Source organism: Nitrosopumilaceae archaeon, assembly GCA_035631875.1.
GTDB lineage: Archaea > Thermoproteota > Nitrososphaeria > Nitrososphaerales > Nitrosopumilaceae > TA-20.
In genome coordinates, this window is the sequence record DASQHX010000013.1 from 34,060 (window position 1) to 50,835 (window position 16,776).

20 protein-coding genes and 1 tRNA gene are annotated in these 16,776 nt (G+C 36.7%); 8 read left to right on the forward strand and 13 right to left on the reverse strand.

Annotated elements, in window-relative coordinates; translation table 11 throughout:
* Positions 1-43: 43 nt before the first annotated feature.
* Together VEU72_09385 and VEU72_09390 are read right to left on the reverse strand one after the other, a co-directional pair.
* Positions 44-871, reverse strand: a complete 828-nt coding sequence (locus tag VEU72_09385) for a hypothetical protein (GenBank protein HYL67343.1) — start codon at positions 869-871, stop codon at positions 44-46.
* Between the two features lie 32 nt (positions 872-903).
* Positions 904-1,002: transfer RNA gene (locus VEU72_09390), tRNA-Ser, on the reverse strand.
* 102 nt (positions 1,003-1,104) lie between these two features.
* On the opposite strand from VEU72_09390, the gene VEU72_09395 reads away from it, so the two are divergent.
* The 3 genes from VEU72_09395 (at position 1,105) to fen (ending at position 2,579) form a co-directional block, all read left to right on the forward strand.
* Positions 1,105-1,266: a hypothetical protein gene (locus VEU72_09395; protein HYL67344.1), complete on the forward strand. Its 162-nt coding sequence runs from the start codon at positions 1,105-1,107 to the stop codon at positions 1,264-1,266.
* A gap of 70 nt (positions 1,267-1,336) precedes the next feature.
* On the forward strand, positions 1,337-1,519 hold the full coding sequence (locus tag VEU72_09400) for a hypothetical protein (GenBank protein ID HYL67345.1): 183 nt from the start codon (positions 1,337-1,339) through the stop codon (positions 1,517-1,519).
* Between the two features lie 34 nt (positions 1,520-1,553).
* Positions 1,554-2,579, forward strand: coding sequence for a flap endonuclease-1 (gene fen / locus VEU72_09405; protein HYL67346.1), 1,026 nt, complete (start codon positions 1,554-1,556; stop codon positions 2,577-2,579).
* 69 nt (positions 2,580-2,648) lie between these two features.
* On the opposite strand, the gene VEU72_09410 is transcribed toward fen, so the two are convergent.
* The 4 genes from VEU72_09410 to VEU72_09425 form a co-directional block, all read right to left on the reverse strand.
* Entirely contained in the window at positions 2,649-3,725 is a 1,077-nt protein-coding gene (locus tag VEU72_09410) for a hypothetical protein (protein HYL67347.1), read from the reverse strand.
* Between the two features lie 161 nt (positions 3,726-3,886).
* Entirely contained in the window at positions 3,887-4,756 is an 870-nt protein-coding gene (locus VEU72_09415) for a helix-turn-helix domain-containing protein (protein ID HYL67348.1), read from the reverse strand.
* A gap of 238 nt (positions 4,757-4,994) precedes the next feature.
* Complete coding sequence (locus VEU72_09420; protein HYL67349.1) at positions 4,995-6,608, reverse strand: FAD-dependent thymidylate synthase; 1,614 nt, start codon at positions 6,606-6,608, stop codon at positions 4,995-4,997.
* A gap of 32 nt (positions 6,609-6,640) precedes the next feature.
* The gene (locus VEU72_09425; GenBank protein HYL67350.1) at positions 6,641-6,925 is read right to left on the reverse strand and encodes a hypothetical protein; all 285 of its coding nucleotides are present in this window, start codon (positions 6,923-6,925) and stop codon (positions 6,641-6,643) included.
* 142 nt (positions 6,926-7,067) lie between these two features.
* Between VEU72_09425 and VEU72_09430 the strand changes: the two genes are divergently transcribed.
* Positions 7,068-7,895 carry a CdvA-like protein gene (locus VEU72_09430; protein HYL67351.1) on the forward strand — a complete coding sequence of 276 codons (828 nt, stop codon included), beginning with the start codon at positions 7,068-7,070 and terminating at the stop codon, positions 7,893-7,895.
* Positions 7,896-7,974: 79 nt separating this feature from the next.
* The gene (gene acs, locus VEU72_09435; protein HYL67352.1) at positions 7,975-9,888 is read left to right on the forward strand and encodes an acetate--CoA ligase; all 1,914 of its coding nucleotides are present in this window, start codon (positions 7,975-7,977) and stop codon (positions 9,886-9,888) included.
* On the opposite strand, the gene VEU72_09440 is transcribed toward acs, so the two are convergent.
* Positions 9,881-10,375, reverse strand: coding sequence for a DUF192 domain-containing protein (locus VEU72_09440; GenBank protein ID HYL67353.1), 495 nt, complete (start codon positions 10,373-10,375; stop codon positions 9,881-9,883). The genes acs and VEU72_09440 overlap by 8 nt on opposite strands.
* A gap of 185 nt (positions 10,376-10,560) precedes the next feature.
* A complete protein-coding gene (locus VEU72_09445) occupies positions 10,561-11,403 on the reverse strand; it encodes a hypothetical protein (protein HYL67354.1) in 843 nt (280 codons plus the stop codon).
* Between the two features lie 246 nt (positions 11,404-11,649).
* Here VEU72_09445 and VEU72_09450 point away from each other — a divergent pair, with 246 nt between their 5' ends.
* A complete protein-coding gene (locus VEU72_09450; protein HYL67355.1) occupies positions 11,650-11,778 on the forward strand; it encodes a hypothetical protein in 129 nt (42 codons plus the stop codon).
* A 42-nt stretch (positions 11,779-11,820) separates the two neighbouring features.
* Here VEU72_09450 and VEU72_09455 read toward each other — a convergent pair whose 3' ends face one another.
* Positions 11,821-12,165 carry a hypothetical protein gene (locus VEU72_09455; GenBank protein HYL67356.1) on the reverse strand — a complete coding sequence of 115 codons (345 nt, stop codon included), beginning with the start codon at positions 12,163-12,165 and terminating at the stop codon, positions 11,821-11,823.
* Between the two features lie 117 nt (positions 12,166-12,282).
* Here VEU72_09455 and VEU72_09460 point away from each other — a divergent pair, with 117 nt between their 5' ends.
* A complete protein-coding gene (locus tag VEU72_09460) occupies positions 12,283-12,741 on the forward strand; it encodes an iron dependent repressor, metal binding and dimerization domain protein (protein ID HYL67357.1) in 459 nt (152 codons plus the stop codon).
* Between the two features lie 6 nt (positions 12,742-12,747).
* Here VEU72_09460 and VEU72_09465 read toward each other — a convergent pair whose 3' ends face one another.
* Positions 12,748-14,550 carry a PINc/VapC family ATPase gene (locus VEU72_09465; protein ID HYL67358.1) on the reverse strand — a complete coding sequence of 601 codons (1,803 nt, stop codon included), beginning with the start codon at positions 14,548-14,550 and terminating at the stop codon, positions 12,748-12,750.
* Positions 14,551-14,630: 80 nt separating this feature from the next.
* Between VEU72_09465 and VEU72_09470 the strand changes: the two genes are divergently transcribed.
* Complete coding sequence (locus VEU72_09470) at positions 14,631-15,548, forward strand: response regulator (protein ID HYL67359.1); 918 nt, start codon at positions 14,631-14,633, stop codon at positions 15,546-15,548.
* Between the two features lie 2 nt (positions 15,549-15,550).
* Here the strand turns inward: VEU72_09470 and VEU72_09475 are convergent, their stop codons facing one another.
* From VEU72_09475 to VEU72_09485, 3 genes are all read right to left on the reverse strand, one after another.
* Positions 15,551-15,910 (reverse strand): response regulator, encoded by a 360-nt coding sequence (locus VEU72_09475; protein ID HYL67360.1) that lies wholly within the window; start codon positions 15,908-15,910, stop codon positions 15,551-15,553.
* Positions 15,911-15,974: 64 nt separating this feature from the next.
* Complete coding sequence (locus VEU72_09480) at positions 15,975-16,343, reverse strand: response regulator (GenBank protein ID HYL67361.1); 369 nt, start codon at positions 16,341-16,343, stop codon at positions 15,975-15,977.
* Positions 16,344-16,382: 39 nt separating this feature from the next.
* Positions 16,383-16,757 carry a hypothetical protein gene (locus tag VEU72_09485; protein ID HYL67362.1) on the reverse strand — a complete coding sequence of 125 codons (375 nt, stop codon included), beginning with the start codon at positions 16,755-16,757 and terminating at the stop codon, positions 16,383-16,385.
* Between the last annotated feature and the right edge of the window lie 19 nt (positions 16,758-16,776).

Sequence of the window (16,776 nt, forward strand, 5' to 3'; positions counted from 1 at the left end):
CCAAACCCAGTTTTTTATTTTAATAAAAATAATAAAAAAAGTCCTAACTGCTTCCTAGTCTGATTGTTTGTGCAACTGGCGCAGTTCCTGCTAGAACACTAACTGTAGATGTGACACCTACATCAGTTGTACCATACAGTCCATTAGGACCCCTAAAGTAGATAATCGCTATATTACCAGGTAACAATGAGATTGGTCCACTTTGCTGCAAAAGGCATAGCTGCACTCTGGAATAGGGTGCAGGTATTACATCAGATGTGCCGTTTTCACTAATCGTAATCTCGTTTGGCATACCGTTGGTGGTGATAACAGCTGGACAAGTAGCAACTTGATATGCGGTAGGAGGATTGGATTGCATGTTTCCTAGATTGTTTATCCCTGTAGTTATGAGCTGAGATTGAAAGTTAGCAGCTGTCTGTGTCTGATTGATATCAGAATACATGTTAGTATATGGAACGGCTACACCTCGCAGTGTGATTGAATTGATTGACACAAGCTTGTCTCCTGTATTTTTTACAGCAAAAGCTCCCCATGAATAACCTTGGGTAAAGTTCGATGCTACCCATCCCTTTAGTCCTTGTACTTGAATTGCTTGCTGCGATCCTCCACTCTGGAAAAGGCCTGTACTATAAATTACCACACCTGTTCCTAAAACTATAGAGGCGACCAAGATAATTATGGTGGTCAATACCGCGCTGATTGCTTTTCTAGGTCTTGATATTGACATTTTTTCACAATTATTACCATTTATTGTATTAAATTCGTTATAGTCAGATTCAATAAAGTACTGGTGAAATTCCAATAAACCAATAATGGAACTAGCATATAGTTGATAAAGCCTGATTTGGGTTCTGTATGATTTCATTTCCAATATGATTTTGCAATCAATCAATGAGTTCAAGGCGCCAGGTAAGGGATTCGAACCCCTGTGTGCTGAAAGCACAACCGCTACCTTGTATGTATGATCTCGAGGCGGTCGCCGTACCGCTTGGCTAACCTGGCAGCCTGTACCATCTCTTATCTTGGCAAATAAATACAGTTAGGATTTTAAGTGATCAAATATATAATAAAGGATATAAAGTAGACTATATATCATAAGAACAATTGGAAGCCCTAACAAAAAAGACCGTCTCAATCGAGTTTGAGGGTACAAAATACGCACTAGAAGATGATAAAACCGTTGAAGAGTTTTTGATGGACTTGGGGCTACCAAAAGACAAGACCATCACGCTAAAAATAACAAAAGATGGCTTTGTGCTGCTTTGAGTGTAAAGTTGATAGTAGATAGTTTATTATTTATATCTGGATATGATGATATGGTAGATACGATGGTATAATGACAAAGTCTAGAATTTCTATAACAATTGATGGAAAGGTTGCAAAGGCAATTGAAAACTATTACAGGGATAAGGTAAGGGTTGCAGCTGAAAAAGGAGAGCCAATACCAAAACTCTCAAACATTTATGAAGAAATTATAGAGCGCGGATGGGAAGCAAAGTCTGGCACTAGAAAAAAATAGGAAAGCAAAAATTCTATACCATTGATATGATTTTATGGGTCTAGATCTCAAGGCGCTTTGTCACAGGGAAAAAACAAACCTGGAATCATTTTCATCCAAAGTTGTTGCTATTGATGCGTATAATGCAATTTACCAGTTTCTATCCATAATACGTGGACCTGAGGGACTGCCATTAACTGATGCAAGAGGAAGAATCACCAGTCACATAACAGGACTATTTTATAGAAATATTAATTTTCTATCTCTTGGTATAAAACCAGTTTATGTTTTTGATGGAAGACCGCCATCGCTAAAGTCTGCAGAAATTGAAAGACGAAAGCAGATAAAAAAAGACGCAACAATCAAGTTTGAAAAGGCACTCACAGAAGGAAAGTATGATGAGGCAAAAAAATACGCCCAGCAGACATCCGTACTAAAAGATGACATGGTAGAAGACTCTAAACATCTTTTGGGATTATTTGGCATTCCATATATCCAGGCGCCATCTGAAGGTGAGGCAACTGCCGCTAGTCTCACCATGACAGGACAGGCATACGCATCTGCAAGCCAAGACTTTGATTCTTTATTATTTGGAGCAAAAAAACTAGTTAGAAACTTTTCAAATAGCGGCAAAAGAAAGTTGCCAAACCGAAATACCACAATTGAGATTGAACCTGAGATAATTGATCTTCAAAAAACACTAGCAGATCTTGGTCTGTCAAGAGAGCAACTAGTTGATGTGGGAATTTTAATTGGTACTGATTTTAATCCAAATGGTTTTGAGAGAATAGGGCCAAAGACTGCACTTAAGGCAATAAAGGAACATGGCAAGCTGGAACTAGTCCCGCAAATCCAGGAAAAGCTAGAGGAGATAAATTACAATCAAATCAGAGAGATATTTTTGCATCCCAAAATTGCTACTGTAAATGAGATAAAATTTGGAGAATCTGATTTTCAAGGAATCATAAACTATCTTTCTTCTGAGCGAAGCTTTTCTCGCGATAGAGTAGAGACATCAATTAACAGGTTAAAAAAATCAATAGAGAAAAAAAGTCACACCCTAGAGCAGTGGTTCAAGTAGATTAAAATCTAAAGCCTGTCTGTTTTTTTGGGTATAATTCTAATTTAGAAACTTTAAGATTGTACTTGCCTAGTGACGAAGTTCGTTTAAAATGGAATTAAAATCAATCTCAACTGTACCTTGTCTGTTTTCCTGCGATTTTACTATCATTAATAGTCTGTATTTATTTGCAAGGTATTTGATCTCAAATTCTGGGACAGGCTTTCCTTGCTGTAATAGTAATTTGATCTCAGATAGTCTCTCACAATTACCAATCTCTATTTCCTGCAGTTCGTTTACCATGGATATTGTCTGCTCTATCCTCTTTTTGTGGTCTAGCATTTGCTTTAGGATCTTGTATTCTTCTTTGAGATATTTGACATCATTTTCTGGAACTGGTATCTCGTCTTCTAGTAATTGATTGATCTCGTCTAGTCTTGCAAAATCTCCAACTCCATGTTCTTTTAATTTTTGAATCGTGGATATGGTCCAATCAGTCCTGTTTTGCAAGTCTAGTGCAGATTGCAATTTTTCATATCGCGCATTAAGATATCGAAGATCTCTGTTTGAAACTTGATTTCCGTTCTCAATTGCATGTATGATTCTTTCAATTTTTTTAGAATGATTCTGTTCCCTTTCCTGTAATTTTTTACTTGCCACTTGGGTCAGTGTTACTTTGGTTTTACAATCTATTATCTGTCGAAGGTGCATCTCTTTTTCTCTAAGATATTGCTTGTCCATCTCCTCAATGTTTTTCCCACTCTTCAATTGTATACTGATATGGTTTAGCTTTTCAGCATCTCCTATCTTTGCTTCTTTTAATTGTGAAATGATGGTTTGCGTCCATTTTATTTCCTTTTCAGATTCTATCACGTTTCTTAATTTTGTAGATGCCTGTTCTAAAAATTCCTTGTCTATTCTATATGAGCTAGTCTCCTTTTCTTTTTCTCTTAAATTTTTAACAAAATCCATCGCCCAGTCTGCTAGCATTTGATGTTCAATTGCCTTTTTTAATTGTGCGGCCTGCTCTTCGATGTATTTCTTGTCAGACTCTGGTAATTCTTGGCCTGTGTTTAGAGAATTTTTTATAGACTCTAATCTGTCATGGTCACCAATTCTTGCTTCCTCTAGTTGTAGTATGACATGGATGTGGTCCTTATTTACCATAAATCAATATCTCCATTTGAATAAAATTTGGTTAATTGAGAATAAAAATATGGTCTGCCATAAATGGAAATGCTGTTCCAGTACCCCTCTTTTTTAATCAAACCCATACCCCCGTCTAGGAAAGGTAATTGCGTTTCCTCGTTTATAATCCTTGACATGATTTAGTATGTGATTTCTGACTGTTCCCAGGAGTAATCAAACAGTGCTCGTAAGGAATCTATCATGGAACCAGAGTTTGACCATACCGCAAAGACATTGTGTGAGGGATGATTGGCGTTTCTTAAGAATAATAGTGCCTCATCAAAATCTTTGATAACAAAACACAGATTGTCTTTTTTTCCAGTTGGCAAAATTCTGATTCTCTCTCTGCTTACTTCAGTAATTTCAGGCATGGTTTGAGATGGTGAAATGATTACTCTCTCAAATGCAGGAGACTTTACAAGTAATTCCACAAGATCTGCATGATAAAATCTTGAAAAATCTCTTGGTGAACAAAGCATGACCACCTCTTCTTTGGCGCGAGAGATCATGTCCTTTATTTTATTGTGAATTTGAGGAGCACCCTGGAGCATTTGCAGCTTGTCCATTTTTGTTTCGTTTGTCTCTACGGCAAATGATGGAATCTTGTTCCATGTTTCTACTAGTTCTTTTTCATTTTGTAATAGTGTGTTTACTCGTTCTTTTTCAGAATTTACCAGTGTTCTAATTACTTTGGATAGTGGTAGGGCATCAAACTTTGTAGGCTGGCAGCATTCTGATGTTACCACTCCCAAATTTTGTAATGTATTTAAAATATGATAAGTTTCAGTACGTGGTAGTTCTAGTGAGTTGCAAACTTCGGGAGCAGTCTTTGCGCCATACTTTCCTAGATAAATGTAGACTTTGGCCTGATTATGAGTTAATCCAAATTTTAAGAGCTCTGTTTTTATTTTATCTAATTGACTTTTTTGTTCGTATAATGCGGTGCCGGGTTCAGAGTTGAATATTCCTGGTGCGACAGCTTCCATTGAGACTGATTTTGTTCTAGTCATCAGCAAGGCTTGATCCCCAAATGTATTATGATCGAGTATGACACGCCATGGGACAGACAAAAGGCTTCTTTATGGTAAAGCGATCTTACATACTAATAAAAAATCTAAAAATTTGAATCTAAAAATGATCGATAGAAAAATAGACCTAATTTTTTGATTAAACTCAATTACCAGGTTTGGAATAATCTTTTTTTGAAAATTTTATTTTGCTTTTATGAAGAATTAAAATTTGAAAAGTTTATTCTAGTTTTTTGCGTTTCTCTTCTATTTTTTTCTCCGCTTCTAGGCGCTCTAGCTTGTACTGGTTCATATCAACAAACTTGATTATTCCACAAAGACTTGGGTGTGTCTTTTTTATCAACTTGAACATGTTCTGGGCAACCTTCCTGTAATCTTGGTGACCCTGTGGTACGGTTCTAAGCTCAATTAGATGAGTTGCCTCCCTTAGATTTAATCGCATAAAAAATGGATAGTTGTATGCAAAGTTTACAACATACTGTGCTTGCTCTGGCATTTTGAAATGCATTGCATCAAAGACTTGTTTTGATTTGTACATACAGTCTTCAAAATCTTTTTTGATTCCAAGTGCTATTATTTCATCTGGAATACAAAATCCATGATTTGTTGTTAGTAGTTGTCTTTCTAATGTTAGCACTCGATGCCTGTGAAGATCACGAAACATTCCAAAGTTTGTTAAAAAATCAAAAGTATACTCTGTCATTTCAAATGCACGGGGAGGCCTGTGTCTTCTATTTTGTCTAAGGTTGGCAAATGTCTGGATGATTTTTTTTCTTGCTGCAGGACTTAGCTTCTTTACTTGGTAAAGAATGTCATGGTATGAAATTCCTTGCGCCTGCTCATACAGTATGGCAGAAATTATCTTCTCTTCTGCCTTTTTGGATGATTCAAAATCAACGAGGTTGACTGAAAAACCACCATTTCTTTTTGGTTTGATGTGCTTTTTATTTAGATTAATGGCAGTTGTTTTTAATTCATTTAGATATTTTTGCAATGCCTTGCCATATTTGTCATCGGCTCTTTTCACAAATGACTTGATGGTAGTGTCAAGCTCCTGGTGTATCTTTGAGGCTAGTGTTCTCTCCTCTTCTAGTGCTGAACTAAATAGTATTGTGAGTAAATACTCGAATGCCCTGCCGTTTCCTGTTATTCCAACATTAGTTAGAGTGGATGCAGGCAAGATGCCTCGTAGTGAGTCTAGTGCCTTTGCCTTTATTGTGGCATTGTAAATTCTTGTGGCTGATTTTATCTCATCATCACTTGAGAGGCGTGTAAAGGAAACCTCATCTCCTGCATTGTTTTTAAATTTTTGATTGTTGATTGGTTCTCTTTCCTGGATAAAAGAGATCATTGGCTGTATATTTTTTGAATAAATTTCAAAATCAAGATTACATGATTCCAAATATCTGTCAGCAAATTTAGAATTCATTATATCAGGTTCTCTAAAAAATTTGTACTCGCCGTTTATTTTTTTATCCCAGGATACATAGCGAGAAGATTTTTCAAGATATGATAAACCAATTCTACGGTCTTCAATTTTTTTTACTGCAATGTTGGAGAGACCTTCGATTGCAATTTGTGCTTCACCAAGCTCGGCTACTGAATCATCACCATATTCAAGTAAGACACGATTGTAAAATTCTTCACCGCGGTTTTCGTTTTGTAAAAATTCATTAAGAAAAATTTTTCGCATGCTCTTATCCGACCTGCTGTATCTTGACATTAGTGCTCCGCGATCAACTTGTCTTGGTGTTATGATTGCAAAGACAGAATCCTCTGTGTTTGAAAAATGCTTTGATAAAATTTCTTTTTCAGAACTGGAAAATTCCGACATTATATGTTCGACTCTATTCAATTATAAATAATCTACTTTTTTCCAATTTGAATTAGATCAGGGAAATGATGCATTGTCGAATTGTGTTTTGATTGCCAGCGAAGAAGCACTTCCTTAAATGATTCAGCTTCTGATTCGTCTTCAGTATACATCAGAGTTGTCACCCATCTGCCAGTGCCAGCTCTTCCTCCAATTGAGTTCATCCAAAAGTCAGTTGGCAAATTCTCAAAGGATTTGTTTTGTTCATCGCGGCTCAAGTCAACCCATCTTTTTGATACAAAATGCAGAATTTCGTCCAAGTCTTCTTTTTGAATCATAATTATGATGATATGCAATAGACATTTTAAAATTGCGAAATTTTCCCAAATCCCTCTCGTAGACTTAGCTAAAATGATCTTACCAAAACTTGAAAGCTTGTTAACACTTTGCTGATTATATTGATTTCAGAACCAATACGCAATGAGCAAAGAAGAGATCGAGTTTATCGGCAAGCAAGTCAAGGACATGTACGGCACTTTTATCGGCAAGGTTGTCGGAACCATAACTGATATTGACGGAAGTGTACAAACCGTTGGTGTTGATTGTGGCTCTGAAGGACTCAGGCAGATACCGTTTGAACAACTAGTAGTACAAGGTGCTTTTGTAATTTTCATCCCTAGGTGGAGATTAGAAGCTCAAAGATTGTTACGTGAAAAGGGTCTCACATTGCGCCGAATACGAGCTTTGATAGACATCGTATCTGATAATGACGACATGAAGGAGGATGCAGAGCTCATCCACGAAAAATACAAGATGAAACTTTTAACTCTAGATGAATCTGAAAAACAGATCAAAGAAAAATTAGATCACAGACTCTCAGAGTTGGATAGCCAACTCAAGTCAATCAGAATGCTTGTGTTTGATGCCAAGTTGCAATACAAGAGCAACGAGATCTCAGATGCAAAGTATGAATCTGTAAAGACACAGACTGTAGAGATAATAGAACACATAGAGCATGAAAAGGCAGAAATTGTAAACATTCAACACAGAATATCAGACCTTTCCGTGGAAAATGTGGAGCGTACCGAAAACCCAAAGGAACAACTTCATTCAGCCGCCGTTTCGTATTTGGGTAAAGTAGAAAGCAACCCGATTACAGAGCCAACCAAACCTGTAGCACCAACACCTGGCCAGGCGATTACTAATACAACTCCCCCCACTCAATCGCCAAAGCCTGTTGCCGTTGGAGCCGACGGTGCAGAAGATTCTCAAGATTCAGATTGGCTTAGTAGAATGTCATCCCAATAAGTCAAAAGAATAGGACTAGGGTTCGCTCCCAGCCTCCTTTTTGGCAAATCTTTTTTTTAATAGAGAATGAATAGATATCATATTGATTGATTATTTGATTGGTCTTGGAAACAGCGATTCAAATACAAGAAAAAGAGCAGACAACGATTTTATAACATTCTGGGCAGAGCAGGCAAAAAACCTCCACTGGTTTGAGATGTGGAATCACACCTTACAATGGAATGCCCCATTTGGAAGGTGGTTTGTAGGCGGCAAGCTCAATGCCTCATATAATACCCTTGATGTCATGGTACAAAAAAACGCAACAAAGACTGCGCTCTTGTGGGAAGGTGAGAATGGCGAGAGCCGTAAAATCACATATCATGATTTATGGATTGAAGTATCCAGGTTTTCAAATGTACTAAAATCACTTGGAGTAAAAAAAGGAGACAGAATAACAATCTATCTTCCAATGGTTCCAGAATTATTGATATCAATGCTTGCATGTGCAAGAATTGGTGCAATTCACTCTGTAATTTTTTCTGGATTTAGTGCAAAGTCAATTAAAGACAGAGTGGAAGATTCTGGCTCTAAAATTGTGATTACCGCAGATGGGAGTTTCAGGCGTGGTAGTATAATAAAACTAAAAGAAATAATAGATGAAGCAATCTCTGGTCTTGATTTTGTACAAAATGTCATAGTATTGGAGAGAGCAAAGATTCCAATAACCATATCACCAAAGGACAAAAAATGGTCTGATCTTATGAAGACTGCATCACAAAACTGTGAGCCAGAAAAACTGGAAAGCACACATCCATTATACATACTATACACTTCTGGAACAACAGGAAGACCAAAGGGTGTACTGCATGGCACTGGAGGATATCTTACTCATTTGTATTCTACATTCAAGTGGATCTTTGATATCAAGGACTCTGATGTTTATTTTTGCACAGCAGATATTGGATGGGTTACAGGACACAGCTATGTTGTATATGGCCCATTACTACATGGTGCAACCCAAGTAATGTATGAAGGAGCTCCTGATTTTCCAACACATGCAAGAATGTGGGAGATTATTCAAAAATATAAAGTAACAATATTTTACACAACACCAACTGCACTGCGCATGTTCATGAAGTTTGGTGATGAGATTCCAAACTCGTATGATCTTTCATCATTACGTCTCCTTGGAACAGTTGGAGAGCCAATCAATCCAGAGGTTTGGAAGTGGTACTATGATGTGATAGGCAAAAAGAAATGTCCCATCGTTGATACCTGGTGGCAGACAGAGACTGGTGGTGCAATGATATCACCAGTGCCTGGATTAGAGACAGTTCCACTCAGACCAGGCTCTGCTGCAAGACCAATCCCAGGAGTTGACATTGCTGTAGTTGATGAATCAGGAAATGAGGTTGCCCCAGAAACCAAGGGATATCTTGTAGTTAGAAAACCATGGCCTGGAATGCTTTTGACATTGTGGAATGATGATGAAAAGTACAATCTAGTATATTGGTCTAAATATAAAACAAGTTACTATCCTGGTGATTATTCAATCAAGGACAAGGACGGATACTTGTGGATGCTAGGCAGAGCAGATGATGTTCTCAAAGTTGCAGGCCATAGACTAGGGACTGCAGAGCTTGAAAGTGGATTTGTATCGCATAAATCCGTCGCAGAATCTGCAGTATGTGGCATTCCACATGATGTAAAGGGAGAGGCAATAATTGCATTTATTGTACTACGAGATGGTTACTCTGGTAGTGAATCTCTAAGAAATGAGATCACACTTCACATAAGAAATGTCATAGGCCCAATTGCTTCACCTGAGCAGTTGTATTTTGTCACAAGACTCCCAAAAACACGTAGTGGAAAAATAATGCGAAGGCTGCTAAAAGCAATTGCAAGGGGAGATGAGATTGGAGATATCAGCACACTAGAAAATGAAGCTGCAGTAAGTGAAGTGCAGGCAGCCTTTGATGAAGTAAAACAATCCATTCAAAATACTAGATAGAAATTATCTGAAGCTTGGATTTTTCTGTAATGTTAAACTTGTCAACAAAGCCTGCAGTAACTTCTAAAACATATTTGGCATTTTTTCCACCGCCATTATCAACCGTGCAAGTTGCTGTCTCAATTGCAGATTGGCAAGGAGCTACGTTTTTTGCTATATGTACTATATTTCCAGATGTATCAAACCAAATTATGTCCAATGGAAACTGCATGTTTAACATCCATATGGGCACTATCTGCTCATAATTAAATACAAAGATCATTCCTTGATCATATGAAAGCTGTTTTTGAAACATCAAGCCACGTGTCTTTTGTGCATCAGTTTCAGCTACCTGTACATCCAAAGTGACATCGTCAAGCTTTACCGTTCCCATTGGGAATCTGGTTTCAGCAAGCTTGGAATCAGATGGTATTGTTAATACTCCAACAACTCCTATTATGACTGCAGCAATTACTATGGGTATTAGAACTTGGGCTCTTGATGCCACGCCATATACAGAAAAAACTCTAGTTAAAAACTAATGGGGATATAGACAAGCGAAGTTTTGTAACACATACTAACATCAATACAAAAATAATTACAAGCAGATGGCAGAGTTTGTAAATAGATATAGAAAATTTTTGGGAATTAGTTCTTTGAGAGTTGAAGGTTTTTAAGAATTATTCCTTGTAGCTAAAAATGCTTGAAGCCTGGTATCATCTTTTGTCTGATACCAAGATACACTGCTGATATGGCAACAAAAATAATTACCAAGCTAAAGGAAAATGGAAAGTCTGGAATTGATGTCGATTGAACTTGGGCTGGAACAATAGGATGTATTCCATTAAAAGATATGGGCCCTGAGAAAAATGAGCCGCTTGGAAAAGAAGGATCTGTGGGATAGTTTTGAGGAGGGGTGTGTGACCAAGGATCGCCCAGACTAACTAGATGTAGTGGAGTAGGGGGAGCAAAGTGGGGATTATTTGGGTCATTAATGTTACCTCCGACTGGTACCAGGGTCACATCTACAAAGACATCAAAAAAACTATCCATCGTGCCGCCGCCAGTAGCATCATTGTGACTTGTAATCAGAATTTGACCTACACTAGGAGTTAGTGTATCGGGTTGATGTGCACCTGGCAAATGCAATTTATCTATTGTGACAAAAACATCAAAAAAGTTTCCCCCGATATTAACTGGACTAACACTCTCAAGTGAAAGTTCAACGAGCTCAATAGGAATAGTTCCTGTTCCACCAGCTGGCACTCCTGACATGCGTTGAACTATGGTATCAGTATTGCCAGGTCCGATGGGGACTCCTTTTAGCACAACAGTACCAATAGGGCTGCCAAAATCATGAGGTGCAGGAATGGTCTCAAATAAATCATAGCCTGCGCTTATTGGCATGGCATATGTCAAACTCAATGGCATTGATAGAATAAGAATGGATAAGAAACCAAATATCCAAATGCTTCGATTACCAACCAAACCCAAGTTATATGATGGATTCTTATATTTATTAATGATCTTTCGCATTTGAAAAAGTTAAATTTTTTTCATTTTAAAATTCTTCTTTATGGAAATAATTCAACAAAACTTGGCTTGTCTATATCGACATTAAAAACCAATGGCATAAAAAATGGTTCTGTCAAGTTGGCAATTATTCAGTGTCAATTGGTTGACAAAGTAAAAACATTGTACAATTAGGTTCGGTATCTGTGTAAACTATACTCTTGTTCCACAATATTAAATAACTATAAAATAAATGGTCTTGTGGATTTTATGGTCAATAAGGATACTTTGCGTGCATGTGGATATTGTGGAAATGTTTACTCTATTCATGCAACAAAATATGAAAGCAAATGTCCTATTTGCGGTAACAGGGCTCAAAATATGATTGAAGATCTCTAGTATATTTATCTGGACTATAAAAATAAAAAAATCAACGCAGACTTAGCTCATGTGATCTTTGATATCACTAAAGTTTCCAGCCATTTTTTTAGTTTCATGTCCCACATCAGAAATGGTAGCACCGTTGTAGACTCTGTCCATGTATCTTCCAGCAAGTATCATGGGAATTCCAAGAGGCGTGGTAATTGGGTCAGGTGAGATAAGAAAGATAAATCCTATCTTTTGTAGTTTTTTTCCAGGTGCAGATGCACGCTGCAAAGACCCCAGAGTGCGTGCAGTTCCCCTGTCATCTAGACTGGCAAGTCCAGAGTAAATCTCAGTTCTTCTCTTGGCAGACTCGCCGATTTTTTTAATTCTAGCAATATGCCTCTTATAATGTTCATCCATGCTAAGAACTATATTTTTTCTAGTTAAAATTCCATGGTAAAGATCAATCACAACGAGGTAAAGATTTCTTATACAAAGAGAACAGATTATATCATTCAAGGTATATCTTGCCAAAATATGAAGGAAAAACGCGCTGAAAGACTTGAATCTATAAAGGAGGCTCACAAGTCAGCCAAGGCAGATTCCAGTTCACGAATGGAGGATTATCTAGAGGTGATATCAGAACTAGTAGAGCTAAAGGGATATGCAAATACTCTTGATATCTCAAGATACATGAATGTCAGCGCACCTTCTGTGACAAAGATGCTGCAAAGACTAGATGAGAATGGATATCTGGAATATGAAAAATATCGCGGAATCAATCTGACTTTAAAAGGTAATACAGTTGCAGCCACAATACGACAAAAGCATGGAATACTATTAGAGTTCTTTAAATTACTTGGAATTGATCATGCTGCAGCAAATAAAGACGCAGAAGGAATAGAGCACCACCTTAATCCAAAAACCATAAAGCAACTGCGAAAATTCATCACATATCTAAAAGCAAATCCCAAGGTTCTTAGTAATTTTGAGTGATTAATTTCATACTATTATTCTGAGATCATGTTTTGACATTGCAGCCTTCATTATTCTTTTTCCACTGTCAGATTTTTTAGAGATAATTATCCTGCCATTTTTTCCAACATATGATGACGTTACAAGTTTGTCTTTTACATAGATATCAGCAGACATTCCAGTCTTGCTAGGATCTACTTCTAGTATGAGATTGTTTCCAGATTCAGACATTTCAAAACTCTCTCCTCTCTCAAAAGAACTCTCCTCTTTTGACTCTACATCAATATGCACTCCTAGTGTTTTTTCAAGTTCATTTATTGTTATACCACCACGCCCAATTATTGATGGCATGACTTCCTTGTCAACTTGTACTCTGATGCTATTATTTGATAGAATCTCAATTTCTGCATTAGGATCAAATCTGCGTATTGTCTCTCTTATTTTTGATTCTGCCAGTCTTTCTATGCCTCCACTTTTTGCCTCTTTTGAGATTGGTATGACAATGTTCTCCTCACCATATGTATAGATCTCATACTCTAAATCATGATTCTCAAAATTGCGTACCTCTATTACTGGTCTTGCCAAGTCTTGCTCTGTCATGCCACTTGGTACTTTGACTTTGAATTCTAATTCATAAACTTGAACAATGTTTCCAGCTTTAACAAATACAACTGTATCTAGTATGTGAGGAATCATGCCAAGCTCAACTTTTCCAATAAATCTCTGAATTGCATCTAGTGGTGCATTTGCATGTACAACTCCCACCATGCCAACACCTGCTAACCTTAAATCAGCAAATACTCTAAAGTCTTGAAATCTTCTAACCTCATCAAATATTGTATAGTCTGGTCTTACTAGAAGCAAGATATCTGCCGAATTTTCAAAACTACCATCAAGAAGAGTATACTGGGTTATCTTTTCATTTACCTGCAAGTCTCTTGGAGATTCCAGAGTCTTGACTATCTTGCCTTTCTTAGAATAAAAATCAGCAAGACTAGAGGCAAATGTACTTTTTCCAGAACCTGGAGAGCCAGAAATAAGTATGCCCTCTGCTTTATCTGAAAATCTAGTCATTAATTTTTCAGATATGGTGTATTGTTCCAGAGATAATTTTATTATTGGATGTGTTATGGTGATCTCATAACTATTTGAAAAAGGGGGATGTGTTATTGTTGTTCTATAATCTTTGTACTGGATTACCAGTGCTCCTGGCTTTGATATCTCTACTTGTCCTGACTTGGCAACCCTTGATGCTTCAAGAATCTCTGCTGTTATTTCACTAAGATAGTCTTTTGTAAGGACTATATCCTCCAAATCTACTAGTGTAAATGCCCCAGGCTTTCCTCGTTTTGCCATGGGTTTTGTTCCCTCTTTTAGGTGGACACTCATTGTCTGCTCATCAAAAAATTTTTCAAACTCTAAACCTGTTGTCTTGATATCAGGCTTTGAATATCTGGTTTTAATGCCTTCTGCTTGGGCAACTAGTGATTGAACATGGTCTGCAGTATAAAATATGGCATCATATTTTTTTGCAATATCTTTAATTATTGCGTCTATTCTTCCACGGCTTGCAAGTTTAATGTCATCTGCGCTTGGCCTTTCTCCTTCAAATTTCAAAGTAATGTTATTTTTTCCAGATATCTCACGAATTTTTTTTATCTCTCCCAACCCAACAAATCCATCCTCTTTACTTTGTGATGCTTGTGATTGGAGCTCATCAAGTACTGCAACTGGAATTATTATCTCACAATTATTTAGACTGCCTGATTCAATTAACTTTGTAATCTCACCATTTATGATGATGCTGGTGTCAACTACGATCTTTTCCATCGATTAGTGAGATTATTTTGCGCTTTTTAATCATAGCTATACAAATCCTATATATTCAGTTTGTAATTTAACATATGACAATGTCTTTGCAAAAAAAGAATATTCTAATAATCGAAGACAGTATCGCTGTTGCAGGACTAATTCAGAATTTTCTTAAAAAACTTGATTATCAAAATATACAAATTTGTAATAGCGGCAGGTCTGGAATCCAAGTATTTGAGGAACTAGTACGAGCAAACAAGATGCCAATTGTCATACTTGATTATAGTCTTCCTGACATGAATGCCAATGATATAATGTCAGAGTTATTTAGTATTCGTCCTGACACCAAGATAATAATAGAGACTGCAAATGAGAGAACAGACGATTCCATCAAGGATGTTCTAAGACATGGCGCCTATCAATATATTGAAAAACCAATCAGATTTGAGAACATAAAAAATACCATGGAGATACTTGAGGAGGAAGATAAATCTCTCGAGCACACCTCTCCAGATGATCATAAGGAAATAGATTCTCTGCTTAGAACATCTCGAAGAATCAGCCTTGCTAGAATTTCTGAATATACTGGAAAAAAAAGCGATGAAGTTTTAGACTATTTAAAAAATCTAACAAATGAAGGCAAAGCCATATCAATTGAAAGTATAAAGGAAATTTCATGCAACATGTGTAATTCTGTAAAAATTGGACAAAATTTTTCTTGTCCGTCATGTGGCAAAACAAATTTCAAGCAAGGCAAGCTCATTGAACATTTTAAATGCGGAAATGTCTCAGTTGAGGATTCGTACAAAAACAATATCTGTCCAAAATGTCACAAGGAAATCAAAATAATTGGGGTTGATTACAAGACCATAGAGAATTACTATATCTGCTCTGACTGTGGTGAAAAGTTTCCAGAACCCGTAATTGAATACATGTGTATTAGGTGTAATAATAAATTCAAACTTGAACAGGCAAAATGGATAACAAGTGAAGGTTTTAGATCAACTAATTTGTGATTTTAATTAAGTGCCATTGTAATTGCAGTTAGCACATCCTCAAAACGAAATGGTTTTACTATATACGCCTGAGCACCAGCCTCAGAACTTTGAGAGATGGTAGAAAAATTTTCGTCTGCAGTTAGCATAATAATTTTTGCATCAGGATTGGATGAGATTATTTCTCTGAGTGTTGATATGCCGTCTTTTTTTGGCATTGCCACATCTAGTAATAGTATGTCTGGGTTTGTTGCATTAAATTTTTCTATTGCATCTATTCCATCAACTGCTTCAGCTACTATTTCATGATGGCCTATTTTGAGTGAATCCCTTAAAACTAGTCTAGTTGCATCAGAGTCTTCTGCAATCATTACTCGAGCCATGACCTGATGATATCACAATGATTTTTCTATATAAGAACAGGGGTGTCATTAAACCCAAATACAGTTAATCATTTGCACCAAGTACCCTGGTAATGGTTTTTAGAACATCTTCAAAATCAAAGGGCTTCAATAGATATGCCATTGCGCCAGCCTCGATACACTCTTTCATTGTGTTGATGTTATCACTAGCAGTTATCATAATAATTTTGGCGTTGGGGCTAACAACAAGTATATCCTTTAATGCAGAAATGCCGTCTTTTTTTGGCATTGCCATATCAAGTAGCAGTAAATCGGGCTTGGTTTGATTGTATCTTTCAACTGTTTCAATTCCATTTGCTGCTTCTGCTGCAAGCTCATGATGTCCAATAGCTAAAATGTCTCTTAATACCATTCTAATTGCATCTGAATCATCAGCAATCATTATGCGTGCCATACTTTGACAAAAATTAGGCTTGATTGTATTTAAGTGCAGTTATGTATTTTGATTAAAAATATGAGATAAAGTATTTCGGATTTTTATTTTAAATTCATCAATGTTTTTTTTATTGGTATCATTAAAAATTTCTTGCATCATGGATATGGATTCACTGATGATTTGATATATTCCACTTGACACTCCATTTTCTATAACATGTTGTAATATGGTGTCATTTAACTTGGCAATCTCACCAACATTATTTTGGTTCATCATGGGAGCTAGTCCTTTTATTTTATGAAGATGTTTCTCAATTTTATTGCCATATTTGGAAATATCATTATCATTATTGCATTGCAATAGTATTTGTTTTAGACCATCTAATTCTTCTTGAATCTCCTGCCTTGCAATCTTGTCAAACTCATCAGACATTATAACTAGATTAGACTAG

Coding starts and splice junctions, on each gene's coding strand:
- VEU72_09400 (HYL67345.1), top strand. CDS start 1,337: ATGACAAAGTCTAGAATTTCTATAACAATTGATGGAAAGGTTGCAAAG.
- fen (HYL67346.1), top strand. CDS start 1,554: ATGGGTCTAGATCTCAAGGCGCTTTGTCACAGGGAAAAAACAAACCTG.
- VEU72_09410 (HYL67347.1), bottom strand. CDS start 3,725: ATGGTAAATAAGGACCACATCCATGTCATACTACAACTAGAGGAAGCA.
- VEU72_09415 (HYL67348.1), bottom strand. CDS start 4,756: ATGACTAGAACAAAATCAGTCTCAATGGAAGCTGTCGCACCAGGAATA.
- VEU72_09420 (HYL67349.1), bottom strand. CDS start 6,608: ATGTCGGAATTTTCCAGTTCTGAAAAAGAAATTTTATCAAAGCATTTT.
- VEU72_09425 (HYL67350.1), bottom strand. CDS start 6,925: ATGATTCAAAAAGAAGACTTGGACGAAATTCTGCATTTTGTATCAAAA.
- VEU72_09430 (HYL67351.1), top strand. CDS start 7,068: ATGAGCAAAGAAGAGATCGAGTTTATCGGCAAGCAAGTCAAGGACATG.
- VEU72_09445 (HYL67354.1), bottom strand. CDS start 11,403: ATGCGAAAGATCATTAATAAATATAAGAATCCATCATATAACTTGGGT.
- VEU72_09450 (HYL67355.1), top strand. CDS start 11,650: ATGGTCAATAAGGATACTTTGCGTGCATGTGGATATTGTGGAAATGTT.
- VEU72_09455 (HYL67356.1), bottom strand. CDS start 12,165: ATGGATGAACATTATAAGAGGCATATTGCTAGAATTAAAAAAATCGGC.
- VEU72_09460 (HYL67357.1), top strand. CDS start 12,283: ATGAAGGAAAAACGCGCTGAAAGACTTGAATCTATAAAGGAGGCTCAC.
- VEU72_09465 (HYL67358.1), bottom strand. CDS start 14,550: ATGGAAAAGATCGTAGTTGACACCAGCATCATCATAAATGGTGAGATT.
- VEU72_09470 (HYL67359.1), top strand. CDS start 14,631: ATGTCTTTGCAAAAAAAGAATATTCTAATAATCGAAGACAGTATCGCT.
- VEU72_09475 (HYL67360.1), bottom strand. CDS start 15,910: ATGGCTCGAGTAATGATTGCAGAAGACTCTGATGCAACTAGACTAGTT.
- VEU72_09480 (HYL67361.1), bottom strand. CDS start 16,343: ATGGCACGCATAATGATTGCTGATGATTCAGATGCAATTAGAATGGTA.
- VEU72_09485 (HYL67362.1), bottom strand. CDS start 16,757: ATGTCTGATGAGTTTGACAAGATTGCAAGGCAGGAGATTCAAGAAGAA.